This window comes from Oceanobacillus phoenicis (assembly GCF_047238145.1).
Classification (GTDB): domain Bacteria; phylum Bacillota; class Bacilli; order Bacillales; family Amphibacillaceae; genus Oceanobacillus.
This window is the reverse complement of record NZ_JBDFME010000001.1, coordinates 2,858,743-2,885,409: the sequence shown is the minus strand read 5'-3', so window position 1 is coordinate 2,885,409 and position 26,667 is coordinate 2,858,743. Positions and strand designations below refer to the sequence as shown.

25 protein-coding genes and 2 pseudogenes are annotated in these 26,667 nt (G+C 35.0%); 20 read left to right on the top strand and 7 right to left on the bottom strand.

Going from position 1 to position 26,667, the window contains the following annotated elements:
• Nucleotides 1–80 precede the first annotated feature (80 nt).
• From mutS to hfq, 5 genes are all read left to right on the top strand, one after another.
• Nucleotides 81–2,678: a DNA mismatch repair protein MutS gene (gene mutS / locus ABC346_RS14455; RefSeq protein WP_413235508.1), complete on the top strand. Its 2,598-nt coding sequence runs from the start codon at nt 81–83 to the stop codon at nt 2,676–2,678.
• A 15-nt stretch (nt 2,679–2,693) separates the two neighbouring features.
• Nucleotides 2,694–4,592: a DNA mismatch repair endonuclease MutL gene (gene mutL, locus ABC346_RS14450; RefSeq protein WP_413235507.1), complete on the top strand. Its 1,899-nt coding sequence runs from the start codon at nt 2,694–2,696 to the stop codon at nt 4,590–4,592.
• Between the two features lie 72 nt (nt 4,593–4,664).
• The gene (locus ABC346_RS14445) at nt 4,665–5,108 is read left to right on the top strand and encodes a Dps family protein (protein WP_413235506.1); all 444 of its coding nucleotides are present in this window, start codon (nt 4,665–4,667) and stop codon (nt 5,106–5,108) included.
• A gap of 23 nt (nt 5,109–5,131) precedes the next feature.
• Nucleotides 5,132–6,073, top strand: coding sequence for a tRNA (adenosine(37)-N6)-dimethylallyltransferase MiaA (miaA, locus tag ABC346_RS14440; protein ID WP_413235505.1), 942 nt, complete (start codon nt 5,132–5,134; stop codon nt 6,071–6,073).
• 33 nt (nt 6,074–6,106) lie between these two features.
• Nucleotides 6,107–6,331, top strand: a complete 225-nt coding sequence (gene hfq, locus ABC346_RS14435) for an RNA chaperone Hfq (RefSeq protein ID WP_011066035.1) — start codon at nt 6,107–6,109, stop codon at nt 6,329–6,331.
• A gap of 100 nt (nt 6,332–6,431) precedes the next feature.
• Here hfq and ABC346_RS14430 read toward each other — a convergent pair whose 3' ends face one another.
• The 6 genes from ABC346_RS14430 to ABC346_RS14405 all read right to left on the bottom strand — a co-directional run bounded on the left by ABC346_RS14430 (nt 6,432) and on the right by ABC346_RS14405 (nt 13,193).
• The gene (locus tag ABC346_RS14430) at nt 6,432–6,893 is read right to left on the bottom strand and encodes a hypothetical protein (protein WP_413235504.1); all 462 of its coding nucleotides are present in this window, start codon (nt 6,891–6,893) and stop codon (nt 6,432–6,434) included.
• 29 nt (nt 6,894–6,922) lie between these two features.
• Complete coding sequence (locus tag ABC346_RS14425; protein ID WP_413235503.1) at nt 6,923–8,626, bottom strand: sodium:solute symporter family protein; 1,704 nt, start codon at nt 8,624–8,626, stop codon at nt 6,923–6,925.
• An 18-nt stretch (nt 8,627–8,644) separates the two neighbouring features.
• Nucleotides 8,645–8,947 (bottom strand): DUF4212 domain-containing protein, encoded by a 303-nt coding sequence (locus ABC346_RS14420; protein WP_413235502.1) that lies wholly within the window; start codon nt 8,945–8,947, stop codon nt 8,645–8,647.
• 208 nt (nt 8,948–9,155) lie between these two features.
• Complete coding sequence (locus ABC346_RS14415; RefSeq protein WP_413235501.1) at nt 9,156–9,896, bottom strand: LytR/AlgR family response regulator transcription factor; 741 nt, start codon at nt 9,894–9,896, stop codon at nt 9,156–9,158.
• A 19-nt stretch (nt 9,897–9,915) separates the two neighbouring features.
• Nucleotides 9,916–11,694, bottom strand: a complete 1,779-nt coding sequence (locus ABC346_RS14410; RefSeq protein ID WP_413235500.1) for a LytS/YhcK type 5TM receptor domain-containing protein — start codon at nt 11,692–11,694, stop codon at nt 9,916–9,918.
• Entirely contained in the window at nt 11,691–13,193 is a 1,503-nt protein-coding gene (locus ABC346_RS14405) for a solute symporter family protein (protein ID WP_413235499.1), read from the bottom strand. Before ABC346_RS14405 ends, ABC346_RS14410 begins: the two co-directional genes overlap by 4 nt.
• Before the next feature lie 544 nt (nt 13,194–13,737).
• Between ABC346_RS14405 and ABC346_RS14400 the strand changes: the two genes are divergently transcribed.
• The 8 genes and pseudogenes from ABC346_RS14400 to glnA all read left to right on the top strand — a co-directional run bounded on the left by ABC346_RS14400 (nt 13,738) and on the right by glnA (nt 21,950).
• Complete coding sequence (locus ABC346_RS14400; RefSeq protein WP_413235498.1) at nt 13,738–14,661, top strand: DUF2268 domain-containing putative Zn-dependent protease; 924 nt, start codon at nt 13,738–13,740, stop codon at nt 14,659–14,661.
• A 218-nt stretch (nt 14,662–14,879) separates the two neighbouring features.
• Nucleotides 14,880–15,578 (top strand): DNA alkylation repair protein, encoded by a 699-nt coding sequence (locus ABC346_RS14395; RefSeq protein WP_413235497.1) that lies wholly within the window; start codon nt 14,880–14,882, stop codon nt 15,576–15,578.
• 295 nt (nt 15,579–15,873) lie between these two features.
• Nucleotides 15,874–16,199, top strand: a pseudogene (locus tag ABC346_RS14390) (antibiotic biosynthesis monooxygenase family protein).
• 410 nt (nt 16,200–16,609) lie between these two features.
• Nucleotides 16,610–17,479, top strand: coding sequence for a stage V sporulation protein K (gene spoVK / locus ABC346_RS14385; protein ID WP_413236563.1), 870 nt, complete (start codon nt 16,610–16,612; stop codon nt 17,477–17,479).
• A 45-nt stretch (nt 17,480–17,524) separates the two neighbouring features.
• Nucleotides 17,525–18,766 carry a GTPase HflX gene (gene hflX / locus ABC346_RS14380; protein ID WP_413235496.1) on the top strand — a complete coding sequence of 414 codons (1,242 nt, stop codon included), beginning with the start codon at nt 17,525–17,527 and terminating at the stop codon, nt 18,764–18,766.
• Nucleotides 18,767–18,771: 5 nt separating this feature from the next.
• Nucleotides 18,772–20,010, top strand: a complete 1,239-nt coding sequence (locus tag ABC346_RS14375) for a methionine gamma-lyase family protein (RefSeq protein ID WP_413235495.1) — start codon at nt 18,772–18,774, stop codon at nt 20,008–20,010.
• Nucleotides 20,011–20,148: 138 nt separating this feature from the next.
• Entirely contained in the window at nt 20,149–20,523 is a 375-nt protein-coding gene (locus tag ABC346_RS14370; protein WP_413236562.1) for a MerR family transcriptional regulator, read from the top strand.
• An 89-nt stretch (nt 20,524–20,612) separates the two neighbouring features.
• Nucleotides 20,613–21,950, top strand: coding sequence for a type I glutamate--ammonia ligase (glnA, locus tag ABC346_RS14365; RefSeq protein WP_413235494.1), 1,338 nt, complete (start codon nt 20,613–20,615; stop codon nt 21,948–21,950).
• A gap of 117 nt (nt 21,951–22,067) precedes the next feature.
• On the opposite strand, the gene ABC346_RS14360 is transcribed toward glnA, so the two are convergent.
• The gene (locus ABC346_RS14360; RefSeq protein ID WP_413236561.1) at nt 22,068–22,952 is read right to left on the bottom strand and encodes a tyrosine-type recombinase/integrase; all 885 of its coding nucleotides are present in this window, start codon (nt 22,950–22,952) and stop codon (nt 22,068–22,070) included.
• Here ABC346_RS14360 and ABC346_RS14355 point away from each other — a divergent pair.
• From ABC346_RS14355 to ABC346_RS14325, 7 genes and pseudogenes are all read left to right on the top strand, one after another.
• Nucleotides 22,932–23,846, top strand: a complete 915-nt coding sequence (locus ABC346_RS14355; protein WP_413236560.1) for a Gp37-like protein — start codon at nt 22,932–22,934, stop codon at nt 23,844–23,846. The two genes, ABC346_RS14360 and ABC346_RS14355, sit on opposite strands and share 21 nt — an antisense overlap.
• Before the next feature lie 10 nt (nt 23,847–23,856).
• Nucleotides 23,857–24,027, top strand: coding sequence for a hypothetical protein (locus ABC346_RS14350; RefSeq protein WP_413235493.1), 171 nt, complete (start codon nt 23,857–23,859; stop codon nt 24,025–24,027).
• A gap of 53 nt (nt 24,028–24,080) precedes the next feature.
• On the top strand, nt 24,081–24,290 hold the full coding sequence (locus tag ABC346_RS14345) for a hypothetical protein (RefSeq protein ID WP_413235492.1): 210 nt from the start codon (nt 24,081–24,083) through the stop codon (nt 24,288–24,290).
• A 51-nt stretch (nt 24,291–24,341) separates the two neighbouring features.
• Nucleotides 24,342–24,713, top strand: coding sequence for a hypothetical protein (locus ABC346_RS14340; protein WP_413235491.1), 372 nt, complete (start codon nt 24,342–24,344; stop codon nt 24,711–24,713).
• 85 nt (nt 24,714–24,798) lie between these two features.
• Nucleotides 24,799–25,238 (top strand): annotated as a pseudogene (locus ABC346_RS14335) (phage holin family protein).
• Complete coding sequence (locus tag ABC346_RS14330) at nt 25,228–25,473, top strand: phage holin (protein ID WP_413235490.1); 246 nt, start codon at nt 25,228–25,230, stop codon at nt 25,471–25,473. Before ABC346_RS14335 ends, ABC346_RS14330 begins: the two are co-directional and overlap by 11 nt.
• 51 nt (nt 25,474–25,524) lie before the next feature.
• A complete protein-coding gene (locus ABC346_RS14325; protein WP_413235489.1) occupies nt 25,525–26,646 on the top strand; it encodes an N-acetylmuramoyl-L-alanine amidase in 1,122 nt (373 codons plus the stop codon).
• Nucleotides 26,647–26,667: the final 21 nt, after the last annotated feature.

The window sequence follows — 26,667 nt, the reverse complement described above, 5'->3', positions numbered from 1 at the left end:
TTTCGACAGAATTGGACAAGTATAGGGTCAAATTATGCTATAATGGATGGAAAAAGATACGGTAAGTTGGAGGATTTAACATGGCAAAGCTCACGCCGATGATGGAACAATACATACAAATTAAGAATGAATATAAAGATGCTTTTCTTTTTTATCGACTAGGTGATTTCTATGAATTATTTTATGAGGATGCAACGCGTGCAGCCCAAGAGTTGGAGATAACCTTAACGAAGAGAGCAGGTGGTAAAGGTGATCCTATTCCAATGTGTGGAGTCCCTTATCATTCTGCTGAAAATTATATAAAAACATTAATCGATAGAGGATACAAGGTAGCAATTTGTGAACAGGTGGAAGATCCTAAGACTGCTAAAGGTGTGGTTAAAAGAGAAGTTATCCAAATGATAACACCTGGCACTGTTATGGAAAGTACGATGTTAACTGATGGAGAAAATAACTATATTGGGAGTTTATCTCACTTTCAAGACGGTTCCTATGTCATTGTTTATAATGACTTATCAACTGGAGAGAACCGTATAGCTTTAATTAATGATGGATGGGATGCTGTCATCCATGAATTTTATAATCAACCAATTAAGGAGATTGTTATCTCAAGTAATCTTCCAGAAGACATGCAATTGCAATTAAAAGAACGTTTGAATGTGACACTGTCCTATCAAGACGAAGTTACTTTTAATGCAGAGTTCCGTGAATTGAGTGAGAACTTAAATGATGAGCGATTAATGAAAGCGTTCAGTAGACTATTAAACTATATTCAAACGACACAAAAAAGATCATTACATCACTTGCAAAAAGCAGAAGTGATTGAATTAAAACAGTTTATGAGTTTAGATATGTATTCCAAACGAAATTTAGAATTAACCGAGACGATCATGAAAAAGTCAAAACATGGCAGTCTCCTTTGGGTACTCGATAAGACCGTAACAGCAATGGGAGCAAGAACATTAAAAAAATGGCTTGAGCGACCATTATTAAGTAAGCAAAAGATAAATGAGCGACTAGAAGTGGTACAAGGTTTCTATGATGGGTTTATGGAAAGAGAGAGTCTTCGTGATTTATTAAAATCAGTATATGATTTAGAAAGACTTTCAGGACGTATTGCATTTGGTAATGTAAATGCTAGAGACTTAATCCAATTAAAACATTCTTTATCAAGGATTCCAGCAATACAAGAAACTTTGAAACAATTCGATCAACCTGAAATTACAAGATTGGCAGAAATGCTAATTTATCCAGAACAAATGGTTGAATCACTCGAGAAGAGTATTGTTGATGAGCCGCCAATTTCCATAAAAGAAGGATCATTAATTAAAGAAGGCTACCATGAACAATTAGATACGTACAGAGATGCTTCTAGAAATGGGAAGAAATGGATTGCTAAACTAGAACATCAAGAACGTGAAGAGACGGGCATACGTTCCTTAAAGGTGGGCTATAATCGTGTATTTGGTTATTATATCGAAATAACGAAGCCGAACCTTCATTTATTACCTGAAGGACGTTATGAGCGAAAACAAACATTAACGAACGCTGAACGTTTTGTAAACGAGGAACTAAAAGAAAAAGAAAAGCTTATTTTAGAAGCAGAAGAAAAAAGCGTGGAACTGGAATATGATTTATTCATTCAAATAAGAGATCAAATCAAAGAGGAAATTCCACTGATTCAACAATTAGCGCATATTATTAGCCAGATCGATGTTTTACAAGGATTTGCTACTGTTAGTGAATCGAATAATTATATTCGACCTGAATTTAATGATGAACAACTACAGGTGAGTAAAGGGAGACATCCAGTAGTTGAACAAGTAATGAAAGATGGAACCTTTGTTCCGAATGATGTTGTTCTAGATAAAAGTAAAAATATGCTATTGATTACAGGGCCAAATATGTCTGGTAAAAGTACATATATGCGTCAGGTTGCGTTAACAGCAATTATGGGACAAATTGGTTGCTTTATCCCGGCTGAACAAGCTACGCTATGTATATTCGATCAAATATTTACTAGAATTGGAGCAGCGGATGATTTAGTTTCTGGTCAAAGTACCTTTATGGTCGAGATGTTAGAAGCGAGACATGCGATTTCCAATGCTACCGATCGTAGTTTAATATTATTAGATGAAATTGGAAGAGGAACAAGCACGTATGATGGTATGGCGTTAGCTCAAGCGATAGTAGAATATATTCACAATAATATTTCAGCTAAGACGTTGTTCTCGACGCATTATCATGAACTAACAGCATTAGAGGATTCTTTATCTCAGTTAAAAAATATTCATGTTCGCGCCGAAGAGCATGAAGGGAATGTTGTATTCCTTCATCAAATAAAAGAAGGTGCAGCTGATCAAAGTTATGGTATCCATGTTGCTAAGTTAGCAGAGCTGCCTAATGAACTTATTGAACGGGCTTCGGTAATATTAGAAGAATTAGAAGATGGTTCCAATTCGAAATCAACACCAACAAAGGATAAATTAGAATCTGGTCAACTTTCTTTCTTTGTGGAAGAAGCGGGCAAGAGAGAAGAGACATCAAAACAGGAGAAACCACAAAATCAACATGAACAATCAGTTATCGAAGAATTAAAAAGCGTTAACGTTTTGGATTTAACACCATTAGAAGCAATGAATGAATTGTATCGCCTACAAAAAGGGTTAAAGCAATAATGAGAGGGTGATATCATGTCAATTATTCAAATGCCAGATGCACTAGCAAATAAAATTGCAGCTGGTGAAGTAGTAGAAAGGCCTGCCTCTGTTGTGAAAGAGTTGTTAGAAAATAGTATCGATGCAGGTTCAACTTGGATTAGAGTGGAAATTAAAGAAGCTGGATTGGAAGAAATACGCATCACAGACAATGGTGCTGGAATGGAAGAAGACGATGTGGAGCGTGCTTTCCTGCGACATGCAACAAGTAAAATAAAGAACGAATCGGATTTGTTTCATGTTAAAACTCTCGGGTTCCGCGGAGAAGCTTTGGCGAGTATTGCTTCTGTTAGTAAACTTTCTGTACAGACATCACAAGGAGATCAAGCTGGTACTCTCTTACAGTTAGAAGGTGGAGATGTCAAACATCGTGGAAAAAGTGATGCTAGACAGGGGACAGATATCACTGTCGGTGAATTATTTTATAATACACCTGCGCGATTAAAATATATGAAGAGTCTTCATACAGAACTAGGTCATATATCGGATGTATTAAACAGAATGGCATTAGCGCATCCGGAGGTTCGGATAGAAGCTATTCATAATGACAAAGGACTTATCAGAACAAATGGAAACGGGGATATGCTGCAAGTAATCTCACAAGTATATGGCATGAGTGTAGCAAAACAAATGCTCCCCGTTGAACTTAAAACACTAGATTATAACGTACATGGATATATCGCTAAACCAGAAGTGACAAGGGCTTCGCGGAATTATATGTCGACGATTATTAACGGGCGATTTATACGAAATATCGGACTAAATAAAGCAATTTTACAAGGGTATCATACATTATTGCCTATTGGTCGATCACCGATTGTCGTACTTAATATTGAGATGGATCCGATTCTTGTTGATGTGAATGTTCATCCTGCGAAATTAGAAGTTCGATTTAGTAAAGATAAGGAACTTTTTACATCCATTGAAAATATGATTCGTGATCGATTTAGAGAGATTACACTGATTCCTAAAGTAGAAAAAAAAACCATTCAGAGACAAAAATCGGAGCAATCTTCTTTTCGATTTGATTCGAATAAACGTGAAGAATCTCCCGTAAATTCAGAATCTTTTTCATCACAGGAGTCGCGTTTTATCATACGTGATCAGACAGAAAGATTTGACATGCCTCAAGCTCAAGATATAGCGACCAATTATGAAATTGATCAAGACTCAAATCAGACTGAGAACTATCAAAATCAGGTAACTGAAAACGTAGCGGTGGATATATCGACGTCTCCATCAGAAGAAGTTGATGATAACAAAAGAGAAGAGCATACGAATACAAATGATAAACGTGTTCCGATGATGTATCCAATTGGACAATTACAAGGCACTTATATTCTGGCTCAAAATGAGAACGGGTTATATATGGTAGATCAGCATGCAGCTCAGGAACGTGTGAAGTATGAATTTTTTCGTAATAAATTAGGTAAACCAATGAATCAATCACAGGAATTATTGATTCCAATGACGTTTGATTTCTCCAAGCAGGAATCATTGTTTATTGAAAATCATAAAGAGGATCTCGAACGAGTTGGATTATTTTTTGAGGCTTTTGGTAATCAAACTTATGTAATTCGTTCTCACCCCACTTGGTTCCCAAAAGGATTTGAGGAAGAAGTTATTCGTGAGATGGTTGATCAGGTGATGAATGAATCAACTATAAGTGTTGAGGGCATTCGAGAAGAAGCAGCGATTTTAATGTCTTGTAAACGTTCGATAAAAGCAAATCACTATTTAACCTCTGATGAGATGTATCAATTACTGGAAGATCTAAGAAGTACAACGGATCCGTTTACTTGTCCACATGGAAGGCCAATTATTGTTCATTTCTCGACATATGAATTAGAGAAGATGTTTAAACGCGTAATGTAGCAGTATAAACTTACTCTTTTATGTCAAACCTAGAAGAAACATTACATAGGTTAACATTTGGAGTGAGTGACAATGGAAAATCAACGGTTAATTAATTTCTTAAATCAATTACTTTCGAATTACTTTGTGTTATATGTGAAATTACATCGTTATCATTGGTTTGTAAAAGGTGTTCATTTTTTTACATTGCACGATAAATTTGAAGAGATGTATGAACAAATTGCTGTTCAACTTGATGAAATTGCAGAACGTATATTAATGATCGGTGGAAAACCCTTAGCTACAATGTCGAAATATATCAAAGAGTCCACAATAGAAGAAGCGGCTGCGGATGATGAAGAAGCGGAAATTATTCAACAACTAGTGAAGAATATAACTCAATTAATCAGTGAAATTCAAAAAGAGGGATATGCACTTACAGAAGAGTTTCATGATCATCCTACAGAAGACTTATTGACAAGTCTACATGCCGATTTAGATAAAAAGAAATGGATGTTAGAATCCTATCAAAAATGATGTGATTATTTAGGGGAATGTATATGAAAGAAACAGTTATATCGATTGTCGGACCAACAGCGGTAGGGAAGTCACTACTAGGTATTGAAATGGCAAAACGATTTAATGGTGAAGTCATCAGCGGTGACTCTACGCAAGTATATAAAGGCATGGATATAGGTACTGCTAAGGTTACCAAGGAAGAAAAAGATGGAATTAGGCATCATATGATTGATATTATTTTTCCTGATGAATCCTTCTCCGTTGCCGATTTTCAATTACATGCGAAGAAATGTATTGATGACGTATTACGTAGAGGAAAATTACCTATATTGGTTGGTGGTAGTGGATTATATATTCAGGCTTTGTTATATAATTATAACTTTTCAGAGCAACGTCGTGATCAATCCTTTACAAAACGAATGGAAGAGTTAATTGAACAAAAAGGACCTGATGATTTATATACAAGATTAAAAGAAGTCGATCCTGTACAAGCTGCAAAAGTACACCCGAATAATCATCGTAGACTGATCCGTGCACTAGAGGTTTATGAAACTACTGGAATGACAATGACAGAATACCAACAACAGCAACAGCTTGAATCTCCTTATAATCCAATCATAGTTGGTTTAGATATGGAGAGAACAGTATTATATGATCGAATAAATCAACGGGTTGATCATATGATTAATATGGGTTTAATAGAGGAAGTCAGAAATCTAATAGAACAAGGATATGAAGACTGTCAATCTATGCATGCGATTGGTTATAAAGAGATTATCCAACATATTTCCGGTAATCAACCGATTGAATACGCAATTGATGATTTAAAACAAAATTCAAGAAAGTATGCGAAACGACAACTTACTTGGTTTCGAAATAAAATGAATGTTCAATGGTATAAGGTGGAACCAAAGTTAATCGAGGAAAAAATTGAATTTATTTTAAATGATTTAGCAGGAATTTTAGAAGATAAATCGAATTAATTATTATAGATAGAAAAGAGGAGGAACTTTCCCATGGCTCAATCCGTCAATATTCAAGATCAGTACTTAAATCAGCTAAGAAAGAATCATATTTCTGTAACTGTATTTTTAACAAATGGTTTTCAATTACGAGGTTTAGTGAAGGCATTTGATAATTTTACAGTGTTATTAGAAACGGATGGAAAACAGCAGCTTATCTTTAAGCATGCTATATCCACGTTCTCACCGGTTAAAAATGTTTCACTCGATAAAGAATAAGATGAAAAAGCCAGTAGCGATGAAGCTACTGGCTTTTTCACGTTGTAAATGTTCGTTTTAATTTAATTTTTTATTAAATAATTATCCAACTTCGCTCGGATTATGTCTCTATCAGTTTATGTTTTACAGTCTTACTTGTTACATCTGCATTCTTCACAAAGTGTCCAGATCCTAACCAAGCAGCAAGTGCAAATATTAAATAGATTGCTTGCGTTGCAAAGGCACCTTGTAAAAATACTTGTAATCCCATCCCTAATCCAAGCGAAGGAACGACGATTAAAAATGTGCGAAAGATCCTCTCAAATCCTTTCTTCGGTGGAAGTGGCCAAAGACGTGAGAAAAATATTCCTAAGGCAACACCTAAACCAGAAACAACAAATAGTTGCAGTAGTATTATCGGTACAGGAAATGGCCATCCCATGATATAGTGTCCGACCAAGTAAAATATCTCTAAAAACAAAGTAATCCCAATTACTTTACGTAATGCTAACAAGTTCATCCAAGGGTGTAGAAGAAAGAGAACTACTACTAAACTTCCTAATAATATTGTCCATCCCATCATTTTTCCTGCCTTCCTTTATATTGCTAATATTACTTATCCTCTTTTGTAGCAGCTATTTCTTCTTCGTCTATTTCTGGAGCACGAACATTTTCAATTAATTGTTGAATTTCAATAGGAGGCGCTTGTGTATTTCTAGAGACAATAAAACCTACAGTAAAGTTCAATAACATCCCGATTACTCCTACGCCTTGTGCGTTAATTCCAAAGAAATTCTCAATGATTGGACCATCAGTTCCAAATATAGACTCGGATAGGATTAAGCCAATGGTTACTAATGTAAATGTTAAACCGGTTAGAATACCTGCAATCGCACCTTCTTTATTCATTCGTTTATCAAATATACCTGTAAGGATTACTGGGAATAAGCTTGCAGCGCCTAATCCGAAGGCAAGTGCTACAACTTCACCCGCAAATCCTGGAGGTCGAATTCCTACATATGCAGCAATTAATAGTGCAACAAATAATGTAATTCGACCTACTCGAAGTCGCTGTTTCTCAGATGCTTCCTGATTAAATATTCGGTAGTAAATATCGTGCGAAACAGCACTTGTCATCGTTATGAGTAGTCCAGAAGCTGTGGAAAGAGCGGCTGCCAGTCCACCTGCAGCAACTAATGCTATGACAAAAGGTGCTAGATTTGCTACCTCAGGGGTCGATAATACAATAATGTCGCCATCGATAACCACTTCATTATCTGGTCCATCCGTAAAATTAATCATACCATCGCCATCTAAATCATTGAATTGTAGTAATCCAGTTGTTTCCCATTTATTTACCCATTCAATGCTCTGGACTTCTTCTAGTGGTTCGTCGGCAATCGTACTGATTAGGTTATATTTTGCAAAAGCACCAACTGCAGGAGCAGTTAAATAAAGTAAAGCAATAAATATAATTGCCCAAACCGCTGACCATCTCGCAGATCGAACGCTCTTAACTGTATAGAATCGTACAATAACGTGGGGAAGCCCAGCAGTTCCTGCCATTAATGCAAGTGTAATCATAAATACGTTAAGTAAGGATAAATTGGTAAAAGGCTCCATATATTCATTCATACCTAGATCAATCTGAATTTGACCCAATCTTTCTACAATGTCACTTCCGATTAACGAGATTTGTGGTATTGGATTACCAGTTAATTGGAAAGATATTGCTATAGCAGGAATTAAAAAAGCAATGATAATAACAAAGTATTGTACTGCTTGTGTCCAAGTAACACCTTTCATGCCTCCTAATAATGAGAAGAACCCAACGATTGCCATCCCAATAAGCACACCTACAATAATATCCACTTGCAAATAACGACTAAATACAATACCTACACCACGCATCTGACCAGATATATAAGTCAACGAAATAAAAATAGTTGCAATTGCAGCAACTGCACGTGCGCTGTTAGAGTAAAAACGATCTCCAATAAAGTCAGGAACAGTAAATTTACCAAACTTACGTAAGTATGGAGCTAATAGTAACGCTAGTAATACGTAACCTCCTGTCCATCCCATCAAATAAATCGTTCCATCATATCCTAAAAAGGCTACTAAACCAGCCATAGAGATGAATGATGCAGCTGACATCCAGTCCGCTGCAATGGCTGCACCATTTGCTACGGTTGGAACATTTTGACCTGCGACATAAAAGCTTGACGTATCGCGTACTCGGGACCACCATCCGATGGCAGTATATATAAGAAATGTAAATAGTACTAACACAATAGTAATTGCTTCTACACTCAAATTAAAAACCCCCTTTGTTTATTCCTGTGATTGTTTCTTATTTTTTATTGAATCTAAGTATTCTTTGTCTAATCTATCCATTCGAATGGCATATACCAAAATTAATAATATAAAAACTAAAATGGCTCCTTGCTGAGAAATCCAAAAGGAAAGTGATACCCCAAAAAAAGGAACTTTACTCAAAGGACCAGCAAATAAGATCCCGCCACCAAAGCCAACAATCGCCCATATAGAAAGTAAAATGGTAATTAGTTTTAAATTTTTCTTCCAGTATTTTTGTTGATTTTCATCTAGTGTGTGGTAATTTTGCTTATTCTCCAATATTAATCCCTCCTTAATAAATGGTAACCTTTGGAAAATTCACCTCACTTTCTTATTTAGAAAACGCTTACATAAACCCAATAAAAAATATACTGAATATTCAGCTGTGAGTTCAGTATATTGTAAATGCTTTTATTTATTTTAAATTTAAACCTAAAATGTAGGATATGAGGGTTAAGTTGTAGTATAGCGTTCTAAAATGTTGTTGTTAATAATGCACACCTTGTAATGCGTCAAATAAACCTTTAGCAGCAGTTCGGCTAACTGGAATTGTTGATTCATCTTGATCTTTGATTACTAAATTATAAGCGCCGTTAAACCATGGTGTAATTTCTTTAATATAATCCATATTTACTAAATAACTTCGATGTGGGCGATAGAAGGGAAATCCAGATAATTTTTCTTCTAACTCCTTCAGATTCATTTTTGTTTCAATAACCTCATTTGATAAAAAATGTATTTTCAATGTCCTCCCATCACGAGCAGCAAAACCAATTTGACTGGGGTCAATTACAATCATTTTTTCATCAAGATTAACGACTAATTTATCGATTTTTGGCTTGCTTATTGCTTTAGTAGAGAGTCCCTTCCTAATGCGATTCATAGCAATTTTGAATCTTGCTTCATCAAATGGTTTTAGTAAATAATCAGTTGCCTGTATTTCAAATGCTTGTACACCATAGGATTCATAGGCTGTAGTAAAAATAATAATTATATCTCGATCTTCAAATTCATTACGTAATTTTTTAGCAACCTCGATCCCATTTATTCCAGGCATATGAATATCGAGAAAGATCACATTCGGACTGTATTCTCGATACAAGTTGAGTAATTGATCTCCGTTTTCTGCACTTGGACATAAAATGATATCATTTTCTTGTTGCAAGAGATAAGCTAGTTCTTCTCTTGCCAATCTTTCATCCTCAGCTATCATGACATGGATTTTCAAATGAATACACCTCCTTTTTTTAGTACAAGTTCGTCTGAATTTGTTCATCGTTCTTACCATCTCGATATGGTAATAAAAATCGAACCAAACTTCCAATGTTTGTATTTAGTATCTGGAGTTCACTTTCTGCTCCTAATAAACTTATTAAACGTTGATTAATATTATACAGTGCAATTCCATTACCTTTATTTTCATGTTGATGTACAGGTTCCTTACCTAATAATGGAAGTAAACATTCATCAAATCCTTGCCCGTTATCCCATAATTCGATTAAGACATTATTGTCTATTTTATTAATATTGATGGTGAGTTTCCCTTTGGTGGTAGAGAGAGACAACCCATGTTGAATACTATTTTCGACAAGTGGCTGTAGTGTTGCTGGTGGGATTTCAATATCTAATACATTATCATCAATATGAATAGAAGTATCAATTTGATCTGGAAATCGAGCTTTGACGATTTCTAAATATGCTTGTAAATGTTCAAGCTCTTTATGAAGCGGAACGAGTGATTCACTTGCAATCTTTAGATTTGCTCTCATAAATTGACTTAACTGAACGAGAATGTGCCTTGCCTTTTCTGCATCTACTCGTAATAGGCTATGAATCAAATGAAACGTATTAAATAGAAAATGAGGATTAATTTGTGCTTGCAGGTTACGCATTTCAGCTTCTTTTAATAATTTCTTCATTCTTTCTGCTTCAAGCCCGCTAATTTGATTGGAAATAATCGTTCCTAAACCTTTTGCCAATGTTATTTCGACAGCCGTTATCTGCTGGGAATGTCGATAGTAGAGATTGATTAAACCAATTACTTCTCCTGAGCGGTAAATAGGTACCATAATGGCCGTTTTTAACTTACAATTATCTACACCACATTGAATATCACGTTGATGATATGCAATCTGTATTTTTCCATCCTTAATTGCTTTTCGAGAAAGTCGCATTTTTAATGGCTCTCCAGGTTGATGATGGTCATCTCCTAAGCCAACATGACTTAATACCATTGTTTGATTTGTAATTGATATAGCAGCAATATCTAATTCACTGAATAGTAACTTGGCCATTTTAGCAGCATTCATAGTACCGGGTTTCTCACTTAATAAAGGAAGGGCTTTTTCGGCAATGGTTAATGCACGGTTGGTTTCTAACGCTGCTTCTTGTTCTGTTTCATTTAATGCTAACCGTATCATCATTGTAAAAATAGCTAATGCAATGGAATTCGTAACTACTAGCGGAATACCGATTGTATTTACAATCTGTACTCCAATTTGTTGATCAGGTAACATAATGAGTAATAATCCCATGTGTAAAACAGGAGGAAATATCCCAATGAATAATGCTTTATTTGGCGACATTACTCGGTCATCCGAGAAGAATTGACCAGCCCACCCGGTTAACAAACCAGCTAAAGGATTAATTAAACTATTTGCAATCCATCCACCACCACCTAAGAAAATGATATATAATCCTGCTACCATTCCAGTGCCTAATCCAACATATGGTCCTCCAAGTAATCCTGCAATCATAACAACGACGATACTAAAACCAATTAAGACTTCATTCTCAGCAACATTCATGATCCAAGCTTGCATGATTAACTCATCGCCTATCATAACAACTCCGGCGTGAGCACCAATAATACTTATTAATCCAAATATGAAGGAATGGTGGATTACAGTTTTTAATGTAATATCTTTATCTAACAGGGAACGAAATAGTGGTATTCTCGTTAATATAAATGCCATCAATAATAACAATCCGATACGTTGAAATAAAACAATCGTTAGTTCTATCAAGAATTTTTCACTCCAATCCCGGTGTGAATCTTCATCAACATTTCTTGATAGTTTCCACGATCACCATTTGGATTTAGATAAGATCCAATAATGCAAGCCAAAAACCCAATAGGTATCGCAACAATTCCTGGATTATTGAGGTCAATCAAATTAATGACCTCAGGACCGAGGAGAAATAATATTGCGGATATAACTAATCCGGAAAATAAGCCAATATAAACCCCGATTTTAGTGAATCGCTTCCAATAAAAAGTAAAAATTAGTAAAGGAAATATAGTAGAGGCAGCAAGTGAAAACGTCAAAGATACTAGGTAAGCTACATTTGTATTTTCTAAACTAATGGAAAGTCCAATAGAAATAACACCGATGATAACCGCAGTTGTTCTAGCAACGAGTAATTTTTTCTTTTCGCTGGCGTCTTTTTTGTTCAAATAATGAACGTAAATATCATGTGCAAAAGAAGAAGTGGCTGCAAAGATAAGACCGGTAACAACCGCAATAATCGTTGCAAATGCAATCGCCATAACAAATGCAACAAGAAAATCTCCACCTAAAACATCTGCTAGTAAAAATACCGTTAAATTGCCTGTTGAATCCGATTGAGTTAATGCATCCCATCCAACAAGACCAATTGCACCAATCCCTAAAATTAATGTCATTAAGTAAAAACAACCTATAAGCCAAGTTGCTGAAATTGCAGAGAGACGAGCATTCTTGGCATTTCTTACGGTGAGAAAGCGTATTAAAATATGAGGAAGACCAGAAGTGCCCAAGATTAATGTTAGCGTAAGAGAAAACATTTCAATATTATTATGTAGTAGATTACCAGGAGAGAAAAAATCTTCCCCAAGTGGACTATTAACAGATGCTTGATTTATTAGGAATGGGATATCCCATTTAATCCATGATAATAAAATGAACAATAACATCAATGTTCCGGACATGAGAAGTACCGTTTTTATAATTTGTACCCATGAAGTTGCAACCATGCCGCCAAATACTACGTAAACAGTCATGAGAATACCTATGATCCAAACAGACGAAATATAATCTACTCCTAATAATAAACGGATTAATAACCCTGAAGCTACTAATTGTGGAATTAGATATAAGATAGAGATGACAATCCCAGTAACTGCAACAAACAATCGCATATTTCTTCCCGGAAACCTTGAAGCAATTACATCGCCAATGGAATATGTACCTAAGTTATGTACGGGTTCAGCAATTAATAGAAGTAGAATAATATAGGAAACAAGAAAGCCAGTTGCATACAGAAATCCGTCAAATCCATAGTAGGCGATTAAACCAATAATCCCTAAAAAGGAAGCAGAACTAATATAATCTCCTGCAATAGCAAGTCCATTTTGAAATCCTGTTAAACTACCACTTGCAATATAAAATTGATCGGTAGTTTTACTTCTTTCAGCTGCCCAATGCGTCATGATTAACGTACCTGCAACAATTGCCAAGAAGAAAATGAAATAAGTTAGATTCATTAAAAAGCTCCTTTTAAGGATACCGATTTTAGTTTTACGATTTGTTCATCCGTCTCCAATAACGCCAACCAATTAACCAAGTAAGTGGAAAGAAAGAGAAAATAAAGATCCAAACAATTGTATTATGCAAATCAATGACTGAGATAATAAGTGGAAGTGATAGAAATAAACAAAGAAAAATAATCGCAAGGATTATATGTATTCGTTGTCTATTCTGTTAAAATAATAAGTCTTCATTTAATCGGTTAATATTTGAATGCGATTTGATATTTTTTCCCATTTAATCACACCGCTTTCAATGTATTATAGTAGTACTTTAACAATAGGTGATATGAAATAATTATAAGTTAACGCATTAATTTTAGTCAATATTTAAAATATTTAAACGGTGATTGATAGAAAAAACATAGAGATAAATAAAGAAAACATTAATTTTTAAAATTATGTAGAAATATTATTAAAGTTCTCTATAATTAGAATATAAAATCACTGGTAATGTTGTAACAAATTATTTCTATTTCCATAGGAGAGAGGACTACTAGAAATGTATATAAAGAATTTCTTTGTGATTATTTGTTTCATACTTATTTTAGTATCATGTAGTCAATCAGAAGAGGGGATTGATATAGTTGAAGAACATAACCCAGATAACGATCAATCATTTATTATAGTAAATGCAATTGATTTATATGCATCATATCTAGAAGAAGTAATTGAAACTGGGTTAACTTATGAAGAAAAGATGGATAAATATAAAAGTATAGTAATTGAGCCAATCTACGATCAATGCTACAAAGACCCAGAATATAACATAGACTTCCTGACGCAAAACATCCCAGACGAAAATTATGAGAAAGAGCTCTTAAATAATGTGAAAGAGGCAGATAAGGAGAAGATTTATGCTGATATACTTGAGTCTTTAATAAGTTCAAGTAATGAGATACCTACTGAAAATAATACTACTATCTGCATTATTCCTAATAGCAATCCAGACTTTACCACGGGCTATTCACAAGGGTCAAATAAAATCATCTTATTGTATGATGAGAATAGAAAAGATAGTATTAAAAATACAATTGCGCACGAATACCACCATAGTGTTTGGACAGAGAAATATTACAAAAATCATAAAGAGTTGACTCTATTAGATAATATGATTTTTGAAGGTAAAGCGATTATGTTTGAAGAAATGTTATATCCAGAACATATGGACATTCCTATATATCCAAATTTCAATCTTAGTATGTGGGAAGCAATAGAAGATGAATTATTCAAGACAGATGAAGATAGAATATTTCAAGTGATGCAAGGATATCAACCTTTTCCTGCAAATTACGGTTATTCAGAAGGATATAAGATGGTAGATTCCTTCTTAGAAAAACACCCAGATTTAACATCTGAAGAGTGGTTGGGAATTGAGGCTCAAGTTGTATTAGAAGAAGGGGAATACTTGTCTAATTATGAATAATTATTAGTGTAAGTTTCTGCTTCACAAAAGATATTATAAGAATGGAATAAGTAAGAAATTCAATAAACAATATACATCTGATGTTTTTATTATTTAAATCTATTTTCTATTTAACATAAAGTTAGAATTATCAATAAAAATAGAGCAATATGAAAGAAGTATTCGATTCAAAATTGCATTATAATTCTAAGGAAACATCCTAATAAGAGGTGAAAACATTGGAGTCAAATGCTAAAGAATTTATAAAAGAATTAGAAAAGCATCGAAATGAGGAAGATGTTGAGAAAATGAAACGTTTTTTTAAGAATTCTGACTCTAGCACATTATGTTTGGGGCTACATATGCGTACAGTTTTTCAGATTGCAAAGCAATTTATTGAAATGCCTTTGATTGAAGTCGAAAAGTTGCTAAATAGCTTCTATTATGAAGTGAGAATGGGGGCTGTTAGTATCATGGATTTCCAGGCTAAACGCAAGCAGATTTCTGGAAGTCAAAGAAAAAGCTTGTTTGATCTCTACATTCGTAGACATGATCGTATTAATAATTGGGATCTTGTAGACCGATCAGCACCTTCTGTGATTGGGATATATTTATTAGATAAACCAAAAAACATAATATATGATTTAGCTCGTTCAAATAATATGTGGGAACGTAGAACGGCGATCGTTAGTACACATGCGTTTTTAAAAAAAGGTGAAATTGATCATACTTTCCGTATCGCTGAAATATTGCTTAATGAACACGAAGAACTCAATCAAAAAGCTATAGGTAGTTGGATTCGAGAAGCAGGTAAACAGAATGAACTAGCTTTAAAAAGTTTTTTGAACAAACACGTGTCTACTATGTCTAGAATTACACTAAGATATGCCATAGAAAAATTTGATAAAGAGACACGAAAATTTTATTTATCGAAGTGAATAACTATTAAAAGAGTAATCATTTTTAATAGAAATTAAATAATAAGTAAAAAGGCTTGAAATGTGAGCTGTGCAGTAAAAGATTACACATACTATCTGTGATTGATCCCCTGAAGGAGTAAGGAAAGCAGATCATAATGTGGTTTAACATCAACATTAGGGAACCTGCTACCATTAGTGAAATATCATTATTAGAATCTTTATAAATAACATAGATCTAATGCAAAAAAATCGTGTTTAATTGAAGGAGAACTAAAACTTTATAATTTAATTTTTATTTGGAGGAGAGGATTTAATAGATGAACTGGAAAAAAACCAGCAAACTCCATATTATGCAGTGATATTTACTTCGCTAAGGGCAGGAAATGATAATGAATATGAAAAAATGGCACAAACAATGGAGCAATTAGCTTCGAAGCAAAAAGGATTTCTAGGTATTGAAAGTGTTAGAGAAAATAAATTTGGTATTACCATTTCATATTGGGAATCACTAGAAGACATTGATAATTGGAAAAAGAATTCATCTCATAGAGAAGCTCAAAAGATGGAAAAAAAGAGTGGTACAAACAGTACAATGTTCGAGTTTGTAAAGTTGAGAGGGACTATTACTATCATATGTAGTCCTTTCTAAAATGGTAGAATGGAGTTTAAATGAAGATAAATATTCAAAAAACCAAAACAAATTTTAACTAACAATGTATCTAATTTAGAGGCGGAAGTGAAATGGTTAAAACTGATGCTAAAATTTTGTTCAATATAGATATCTTCACTCAACAATAATTCCAGAAGTTTCTTCCTAGGTAAATAGGGCTTGATTACAATTTACAATAAATTTCTAAGAGAAAAATATGGTATGCTAATACAAATAGATTCATCTTTTCGATAAGTAAAATTACATAAGAATTACTAGGCATTTGTCACCCCTTTTGGGCGTTTGCGTATACTGTTATGGAGTAAGGGGTGATGGTTGGTTGGCACAAGTTCAAGGATACAAAAACGGAAGAATAAATATCATCTTACAAGATCAAAAGATGATGGAGCAGCCGAAAGCAGAATCACGTACTACATCAGCAAAACGATCGAATAGTCCTTTACAGTTAGTTGACAGAGAATTTTCCTCATTTGTTGGTTTAAAGGACTTAAAAACATCGATTAAAGAAATTTATGCGAGTATACTCATTAATGAAAAACGAAAAGAATCAGGATTAAAGGATTCAAAACAAGTGCTTCATATGTTGTTTAAAGGAAATCCCGGTACGGGAAAGACAACGGTAGCTCGTAAACTTGCAAAGATATATCATGAAATGAATATTCTATCCAAAGGTCATTTTATTGAAGCAGAGCGTGCAGACCTAGTAGGAGAATATATTGGTCAGACAGCACAGAAAACCCGATCGATTATTCAACGTGCAATGGGTGGTGTATTATTTATTGATGAAGCGTATTCGCTTTCTCGTGGTGGAGAGAAGGATTTTGGTAAAGAAGCAATTGATACACTAGTTAAACATATGGAGGATCAGCATCAAGATTTAGTGCTTATTTTAGCTGGATACCCATATGAGATGGAGCGTTTTCTAACGTTTAATCCTGGATTGGAATCACGATTTCCATTTATATTAGAGTTTGATGATTATGATGTCGAAGAACTAATGGAAATAGCCAAACGCATGGTCGATGAGCGAGAATATAAGTTTTCGAGGGAAGCAGAATGGAAGCTCAAAAATCATCTGGCGAGAAAAGTTCGTTCCTGTAGTGCAAACTTTTCAAATGCTAGGTATGTTCGAAATGTCATTGAACGTGCAATTCGCCTTCAGGCAGTACGGTTGTTATCGGAGAATAATTATAATGCTAAAGACTTAATTTTACTGACCGGAGAAGATATGTTGTTAGATGCAGAATAAGGGTATGCTAGAAGTAATGGATATTAAAAAGAAAGAGGTTCATACATGACGCAAGAGAAAGTATTAGTAATTGCCGTAAATCAAACAAAACAAGATGATCATCGTTTTCAATCTTCATTACATGAACTTGTATCATTATGTCATACAGCTGGTGGTTCGGTTGAGCAAGTAATTACTCAAAAACGAGACCGTATCCACTCTGCAACGTATATGGGTGAAGGGAAATTACATGAAGTTCGTGAAATCGTCGAGAATGAAGCGATTGATATCGTTGTTGCAAATAATGAATTATCTGCGGGACAAATGCGTAATTTATCGGATGAGTTTGGTGTCCGTGTGATTGACCGTAGTCAATTAATTCTTGATATTTTTGCTATGCGAGCACAAACCAAGGAAGGAAAGCTCCAAGTGGAATTAGCACAGTTGGAGTATTTGCTTCCTCGCTTGCATGGACAAGGAACCGAATTATCTCGTCTTGGTGGAGGTATCGGTACAAGAGGACCTGGTGAAACCAAATTAGAGACAGATCGTCGTCATATCGAACGAAGAATTTATGATATAAAACGTCGCCTTCAGTTAGTAGTGAAACAGCGTAGTCAATATAGGCAACGAAGGAAGGCAAATGATGTATTTCAAATCGCGATTGTTGGTTATACCAATGCTGGAAAATCAACGCTTTTTAACCGATTAACTAAAAGCAGTTCATTAGAAGAGGATCAATTATTTGCCACACTTGATCCGTTAACAAGAAGAGTAAAATTACCATCAGATTTGATTTGTTTAATGACAGATACCGTTGGATTTATTCAAGATTTACCTACAGCATTAATTGCTGCCTTTAAATCTACATTAGAGGAAGTTGCAGAAGCCGACTTCTTATTACATGTGGTTGATGCTTCAGATCCTGACTTGAGTCAGCAGCAAAAAACTGTTCAAAATTTACTGGAAGAACTAAATGCAAACCGTATTCCAATGCTTACAGTCTATAATAAAAAAGATTTACTGGAAGGCGAAAATTTTATCGCTAATCAATTTCCAAACATATTGATTAGTGCATATGATGAAGAGGATCTTCATCATATGCTGTTACAAGTGGAATCGATTCTAAAAGAAGAATGGGATTTTTACACTACGCATGTACACCCCGGAAACGGAGATTTACTGTATCGACTAAAAACAGAAACATTGATAACAAACAGAGAATTTAATGAGGAAAAGGAACAGTATGTTGTACAAGGCTATGTCCGACAGAATCATCCTTTGAATCGTTTGGTAGAGGAGAAGTAGTCATCATGATGGAAACACTAATAGAACAAGCAGAACAAGACTGTACATTACAGCATAAAGGTATACAAAAAAATGTAGAAATCAACCAAAAGCGTGTGCTTGATGCATTTCGTCATCATCGTATTAGTGATAGTCACCTCCAAGGAACGACAGGTTATGGATACGATGATATAGGTAGAGATTCCTTAGAGGCGGTGTATGCAGAAGTTTTTGGTGGTGAAGACGCGCTGGTTCGGCCTCAACTGGTATCTGGAACACATGCTATTACCACAGCTTTATTTGGAGTTCTTCGACCGGGGGATGAGCTGGTTTATATTACTGGGAAGCCATATGACACAATGGAAGAAGTAATAGGAAATCCCGAAAAACAAGAAGGGTCTTTACATGACTTTAATATTGGGTATCGTGAAATTCCTTTACTTCCCGATGGCTCTGTGAATTATAAGCAAGTGGAAGAAAGTTGGACAAGCAATACAAAAGTAATTGCCATTCAACGATCGAAAGGATATGATCAACGTCCGTCTTATACGGTGGAGCAGATTGGTGAAATGATTCAATTTGTGAAGGGGATTGACCCGTCTGTAGTTGTATTTGTAGATAATTGCTATGGCGAATTCACCGAAACGAACGAACCGCTTCATGTTGGAGCAGATTTAATGGCTGGATCACTCATTAAGAATCCAGGCGGAGGCTTGGTTCGTGCTGGTGGATATATTGCTGGGAATAAAGATTTAATTCACTTATGTGCGAATCGTTTAACAGCCCCAGGACTTGGTAAAGAAACTGGAGCATCATTAGGGATGCTACAAGAGATGTATCAGGGATTTTTCCTGGCTCCTCATACAGTTGGAGAAGCATTGAAAGGAGCAACTTTAACTGCTAGATTTTTAGAATTAGCAGGATTTCAAACATCTCCGTCGTATTTAGATACGAGGACCGATTTAATTCAAACAGTTACATTTGATGAAGCAGATCAAATGATTGCTTTCTGTCAATCCATTCAAGAAAATTCTCCAATTAATTCCTATGTAAAGCCATATCCAAGTGATATGCCAGGTTATGAGGATCCAATTATTATGGCCGCTGGAACGTTTATTCAAGGTTCAAGTATAGAGCTTTCTGCTGATGGACCGATTCGGGAACCTTATACCGCTTATGTACAAGGTGGTTTAACCTATACTCATGTTAAAATTGCACTATCAGAAGCAATAAAAACGTTAAAGGATAAGGGTTTAGTTTCGTGAAATTAGGGTAAATTTAAATGGACAAACAATTTCATGTTAGAAATACTAACATTTGTTTGACATATAAGCTGACGTTGAATATAATAGCATTATAAATGAAAAGGGGGTCATCTTTTGAATGATAAAGATAGGCGTTCCATGCCCTTATTCTCGATTGGTATTGTTATCAAACTTACAGAATTAACAGCCAGACAAATACGATACTATGAAGAAAATGAATTGATAGCACCAGAACGTACCAAAGGAAATCAACGTTTGTTTTCATTCAATGATGTTGACCGTTTACTAGAAATCAAGGATTTACTTGATAAAGGCTTAAATATGGCTGGAATAAAGCTATTATTGGCTGAAGGACAAAAAACGGAAGATACATCTAAAAAAAATGACTCCGACATATCTGACAGGGAACTTCGAACTATTCTAAGGAATGAGTTGAATGAAGCTGGAAGAATGGGGAAAACAAGTATTCGGCAAGGGGAACTTGCTCGTTTCTTTACGAGCCAATATCAGTAGTAAGTTAGAAAAAAGATTACTACATAACAAAGAGCGTAGTGGGATTTTTTCTGATCATAAAATTAAATTAAATTATAGGAGGAGAACGAATGGGTAAGTCATTTACGAAAGATGAAATTATTAAGCAAATTAAAGAGGAAAACGTTAAGTTTATCCGTTTACAATTTACGGATATGCTAGGAACAATTAAAAACGTGGAAATTCCGTATAGCCAATTAGATAAGGCATTAGATAATAAAATGACGTTTGATGGTTCTAGTATTGAAGGTTTTGTACGTATAGAAGAATCTGATATGTTACTATATCCAGATTTAGATACTTTTGTAGTATTTCCATGGACTTCTGAAAAAGGTAAAGTAGCACGTTTCATCTGTGATATATATAATCCAGACGGTACTCCATTTGAAGGTTGCCCACGCTATAACTTGAAGCGTAACCTTAAGAAAATGGAAGAACTAGGATTTGATGCATTTAACATTGGTACGGAACCAGAGTTCTTCTTATTTAAATTAGATGAAAAAGGTGAACCAACTCTAGAATTAAATGACCATGGTGGTTATTTCGATCTTGCACCAACAGATTTAGGTGAAAACTGCCGTCGTGATATCGTATTAGAATTAGAAGAAATGGGCTTTGAAATCGAAGCTTCTCACCATGAAGTTGCCCCAGGACAGCATGAAATTGACTTTAAATACTCGGATGCAGTAAAACATGCGGATGATATTCAAACTTTTAAACTAGTAGTTAAAACAATTGCTAGAAAGCATAATTTACACGCAACATTCATGCCGAAACCATTATTCGGTGTAAATGGCTCTGGGATGCATGTTAATATGTCTTTATTTAATGGAAAAGAAAATGCATTCTACGACACTAGCGGTGAGCTAGAATTAAGTAAGACTGCATATCAATTTATTGCTGGTATTATTAAACATGCGACTAACTTTACAGCAGTAACTAACCCAACTGTAAACTCTTATAAGCGTCTGGTACCTGGATATGAAGCACCTTGTTATGTTGCTTGGTCTGGTTCTAACCGTAGTCCTTTAATACGTATTCCGAGTTCTCGCGGTTTAAGTACACGTATTGAAGTGCGTAGTGTAGATCCATCTGCTAACCCGTACATGGCTCTATCTGTACTACTTGCTTCAGGATTAGATGGTATTGAACAAGGTTTAGAAGCACCAGAATCTGTAGACCGTAACATCTATGTTATGGATAAAGCTGAACGCGAAGCTAATGGTGTTCAAGATCTTCCAGCAACATTGAAAGATGCAATGGATAACTTGAAAAAAGATGAAGTATTAGTAGCTTCTCTTGGTGAACACTTATTCGAACACTTTATTGAAGCAAAAGAAATTGAATGGGATATGTTCCGTACAACTGTACACCCTTGGGAACGCGAACAATATTTATCAAACTATTAATTAGAAAAACCTTGATTTATAAAGGGTTATGAGTGGAATTGTCAGTGGTCAGTTTTTAAATATTATCAGTAAATAGCTGATTGACCACTTTTTGACCACTGACTTTTCCAAAAAAAATTAATTCTTATCAGTTTTTGTTGTCATTTTCTCCATATAGTTAGTAAAGTTGTCCATTGCTTCGTTTTCTAACTTATCAGAGATATGAGAATAAGTGTCACTGGTGACGGCCATTGTTTTATGACCTAATCTTTTTTGAATGAATTTCATACTAGCTCCTGATTCTAATAACAAGACAGCATGAGTATGCCTTGTTGAGTGAATCGGGAGTTTTTCTATCTCTGCATTCTTTAATATTCTATTGAAAGCATTAAATAGGGTAGATTTGGGTAATGGACTTCCGTCCTGTCTGCAAAAAACTAAATTCAAATCTTTTAAATACCCATCTTCAAATATTGCTCTATTTTGGTTAATATATTGCTTGTGCGTTTTTAATTCTTCAATTAACTCGTCCGATATTTTAATGTTTCTTTCGCTTTCATATGTTTTGGTATCTCCAAATAAATCGGCTTCTTCCAGAGGTTGAAAATCTAAGGATTTATTAATACTAATTGTTTTTTTGTCAAAATCTACATCTTTCCATTTTAATGCAGCTGCCTCACCTTTCCTCATACCAGTAAATATTAAAGTTTTAAAGAATATCCAATGATTGTAATTATCCTGTCTAGCCACTTTCAGGAAAGTTGCGATTTGATCCGATTCTATATATTTTAATTCTCCTTTTTTCTTCCTTGATTGTCTTTTAGGTATTACCGCACCAACACAAGGATTTTTTGAAATTTTTCCAAGTGGATTTTCCGCAAACCTCATTGCGCTTGATAGGGTTCTATGAACTAGTTCTATTGTCCTACTGATATAACCTTGCTCACTCAAATGGTTAATAAATTTTTGATGGCGGTTATGCGTCAAATCTTTTAACTTTAAATTCTTAAAATATGGAACAATGAAGGCGAAGGGGTAGAAAGAACGATTGTAAAAGTTGGTGATTCAAAAGGGTTTGAACTTCATGAGACTTTTATTGATGCTAGGGATATTGGTGAGGATAGTGGAGAAGATGAAGAAGAATTAACGGAAGAAGAAATTGAACAACTTCTCATAGATCGTGGACAACAAAAGATGCGAGAATTTGAAACAACATTTTATCTTGAAGCGCAGATATTAACGCCTACCATCAATGATAATAGTGGTCGTTTTACCATGCGTACACCATTTGAGTATGAAACTGATTTTCGTCTTGGCAATAAGGTAGAGGTATTTAATAAGCGTTGGAATATCACCATGGATGCACCAATAACCGAATTTAAAGAGATTCATGAAGCGAACGGTTTTGTTTTGGAAGCCGTCTTTGGTGAAGCACAACCAACATTAATTAAAAAGATTAATGACAAGTTCAATGAACTGTTAGGTGTAGATAAACAAGAACTTCCTGCCAAAATATCAGTGGAGAAAATGAAAGAAGCCATCGACTTTGCAGATGAGCGAATATCTGAAGAAGAACGTAAGCGTATTGAACAGGCTCTTGAAAACTTGCAAGAATCCAAACAATGGGCAGACGAAAAATCTTACCAGGCAGAGCAAGAAGCGAAACGTCATAAAGATGATCAAGATACCTTCTATGATGAAATAGCCAAAGAGGATGCAAAGAACAAGGCTGATGAAGCAGAAGATAATTCCAAACACTATGCAGATGAGAAGGACAAAATAGTTGAAGATAATGCAAAACAAGATGCTTCTGATCAATCGAAAGAGGCAGAGGACAACGCGAAAGATTATACCGATAATACTGCAGTAAATAAAGAAGTATATGAACAGAAGGTAACAGAGATTACCCAGTGGTGAAGTTTCTGGTGTGCAAGTTGTATATTCTGCCCGTAATGAAGATAGAAGTGTTACTATGAACGGGAATTTTGATTTAACTTCAGAAGAATATAGTGGAAATGAATCCATTGATAGATTAAAAGAAATGGCTCATTTAGTTGCTGAAGCACAGAAACCAGAGGAAGAAGAAGCAACTGAATAAGCAATAAAGAATCTCTTCTTATATTCCGATATATGATTACAGGAGGGATTTAATTGTTTGAAGTTGATAATAATCCATTAAATGGGATGGCATTACAGTTAGTTTATCTTGGTATAATCATAGCTGTCTTTATGGTGATGATAGGAATAGTTATGAAATTACTAAGTAAGGTAATTCCGATAAACGAGAGTATAAAAGGAACTCTACTAACAATTGCTGGACTAGTCGGTGCCTATGTCTGGCTACGCATAACGTTTTTGTGATGTTAATAATCCTCTTCCATATTCCGATATAGGAAGTAGGGGTGTAAGGTAATGAATGAAAATATTCAAAGATTGTTTAGTGGATTAAAAATGATGGCTTATATAGTATTGTTTTTTATGCTGTATTCAAATCTAATTGGACCAGAGGGAGTAGCACAATTACTAAAAGTCGAAGAACCTAGCGAGGAAGGGTTAAAACAAGTAGGATTATTGATTCCAGAATATGTTTTATATTGGACCTTAGGAACAGTTGCATTAGAAGTGATAGCTAACGCAGGTTCGTTTTTAAAATTACCAAATCATAATAAGTCTTTAAAGGAAAAAGAATTTAGTGATGCAATGTATAAAAGAGATTTAGAGAAATCAAAAATAACGTTGAGAGTTGCAAAAATCGAAGGATTGTTAAAGGACAATGAAGATTAGAATTAAAGAGTGTCATTTTATAGACGCTCTTTTTTAATGCCAAGATACAGGGGGGAAATAAATTAATGAAGGAGATGAAAATGAAATGGGGGGTGTTAATTTGGAACACTTAGAAGCAGCTCGAATGTACCTATTTGGTGATGTGAAGTTTTTACACCTATTGTTGCTTCTAATGGCATCAGACATTTTAACAGGTGTGTTTAGGCAGCTAAGAACCGTAATTTGTGGAGCAGGAAATCACTATTCGGGTACGCTAGGAAAATATTAATATTAGTGGTCATCATATTAGCAAATGTGGTAGATCAGATACTTGGATTGAACGGAGCAGTAACATATGCAACCGTTCTTTTTTATTTGGCAAATGAAGGATTGTCAATTTTAGAGAATTTAGCAGCAGTAGGAGTTACTGTTCCAGGAGGACTTGAAAAAAGGTTAAAAACTATTCAAGAGCAAGATAAAACTGAAATAACTAGCGAGATTAAAGAAGAATTTACAACTAAAAGGAGTGGGCAAAATGAAAATTAACTGGAAAGTACGATTCCAAAAGAAAAGTTTCTGGGTGGCTATATTTGCCCTTATTGGATTAGTGGTAACTGACGTTGGTTGGTTGGAAATGGGTACGTATGAGAAATATGTCGATGCAATTCTGTATGTTCTTATTACAGGTGGGGTTATTACTGACCTTACCACAAAAGGGTTAGGAGACAGTAAACGAGCATTAAATTATTCAAACCCAAGAGACGATAACAAGTATCTATAAGCACCCATAGGGTGTTTTTTTAATGCCTAAAAATATTAAAGAGTGGTTTAAATGCCAACAGTAGCAATTGATATAGGACATGGAAGCAATACCTTTCCACCAAGTAAAGGGGTGTATGTTGACGGCAAAGGCTATCAAGAGCACGACTTTAACTCGAAAGTAGCAATAGAATTGGATAAGCTTCTAAAAGCAAAGGGCGTTGATACAGTTATGTATCAGAAACCTTTTTCTCCAGAGATTGGTTTAACTCAACGTACCAATTACTACAATGCCAAGAAAGTGGATCTGGTATTTAGTATTCATGCTAATGCCAACAATGATGAAGAGGCAGACGGAAGGTGTGTTTTTTATTGGCACACTTCTGAAGAAGGTAAGAGAATGGCAGAACTGTATGTTGAAGAAGTCAAAAAGGCTGGTTATTCCACCCACGGAAACGGTCTGCATGCAAGTCAAAGAGGTAGTTGGACAAATCTTCACATCTGTAGGGAAACCAATATGCCTGCAGTATTAACAGAAAATGGCTTTATGACTAATGATGAACCAGGAAAAAATGATGATTTTGAACTGATTTTTGGAAGTAAGCAAGATGAATATGTAAAAGAAATCGCCAAAGTTCAGGCGAATGCTATTGTTCGATACTTTGGTCAGAAAGCTACAGAAAAGCCAAAAAAGGTTGCTGCACCAAAACAAAAAGTTAAGTCTAGTACATCAAAGAGTAAATCTATATCTCAAATGGCTGATGAAGTAATCGCAGGAAAACATGTACAAGGACATGATAAACGAAGAAGTTCACTAGGTATTAGCAAATCCGAATACGAAAAAGTTCGTGCCGAGGTAAATCGTAGAGCGGGTGTAAAAACATCTACACCTAAAAAATCCAGTAAATCTATATCACAGATGGCTCAAGAGGTAGTCGATGACAAGCATGGTAACGGACATGATAATAGACGTAAGTCATTGGGCATCAGTCAATCAGATTATAATAATGTACGTGCTGAGGTTAATAAGCGTGCATCTGGTGGTACTAAATCAAGCGGTAAGTCTATAAGTCAAATGGCAACCGAAGTTATTCAAGGTAAACATGGTTCCGGTCATGCTAACCGTAGGGAATCGTTAGGGATTAGCCAGTCCCAATATGAAAAAGTTAGAGCAGAAGTAAACAGACGATTTTAAAACAAAAAGCCCTCCTAGTGG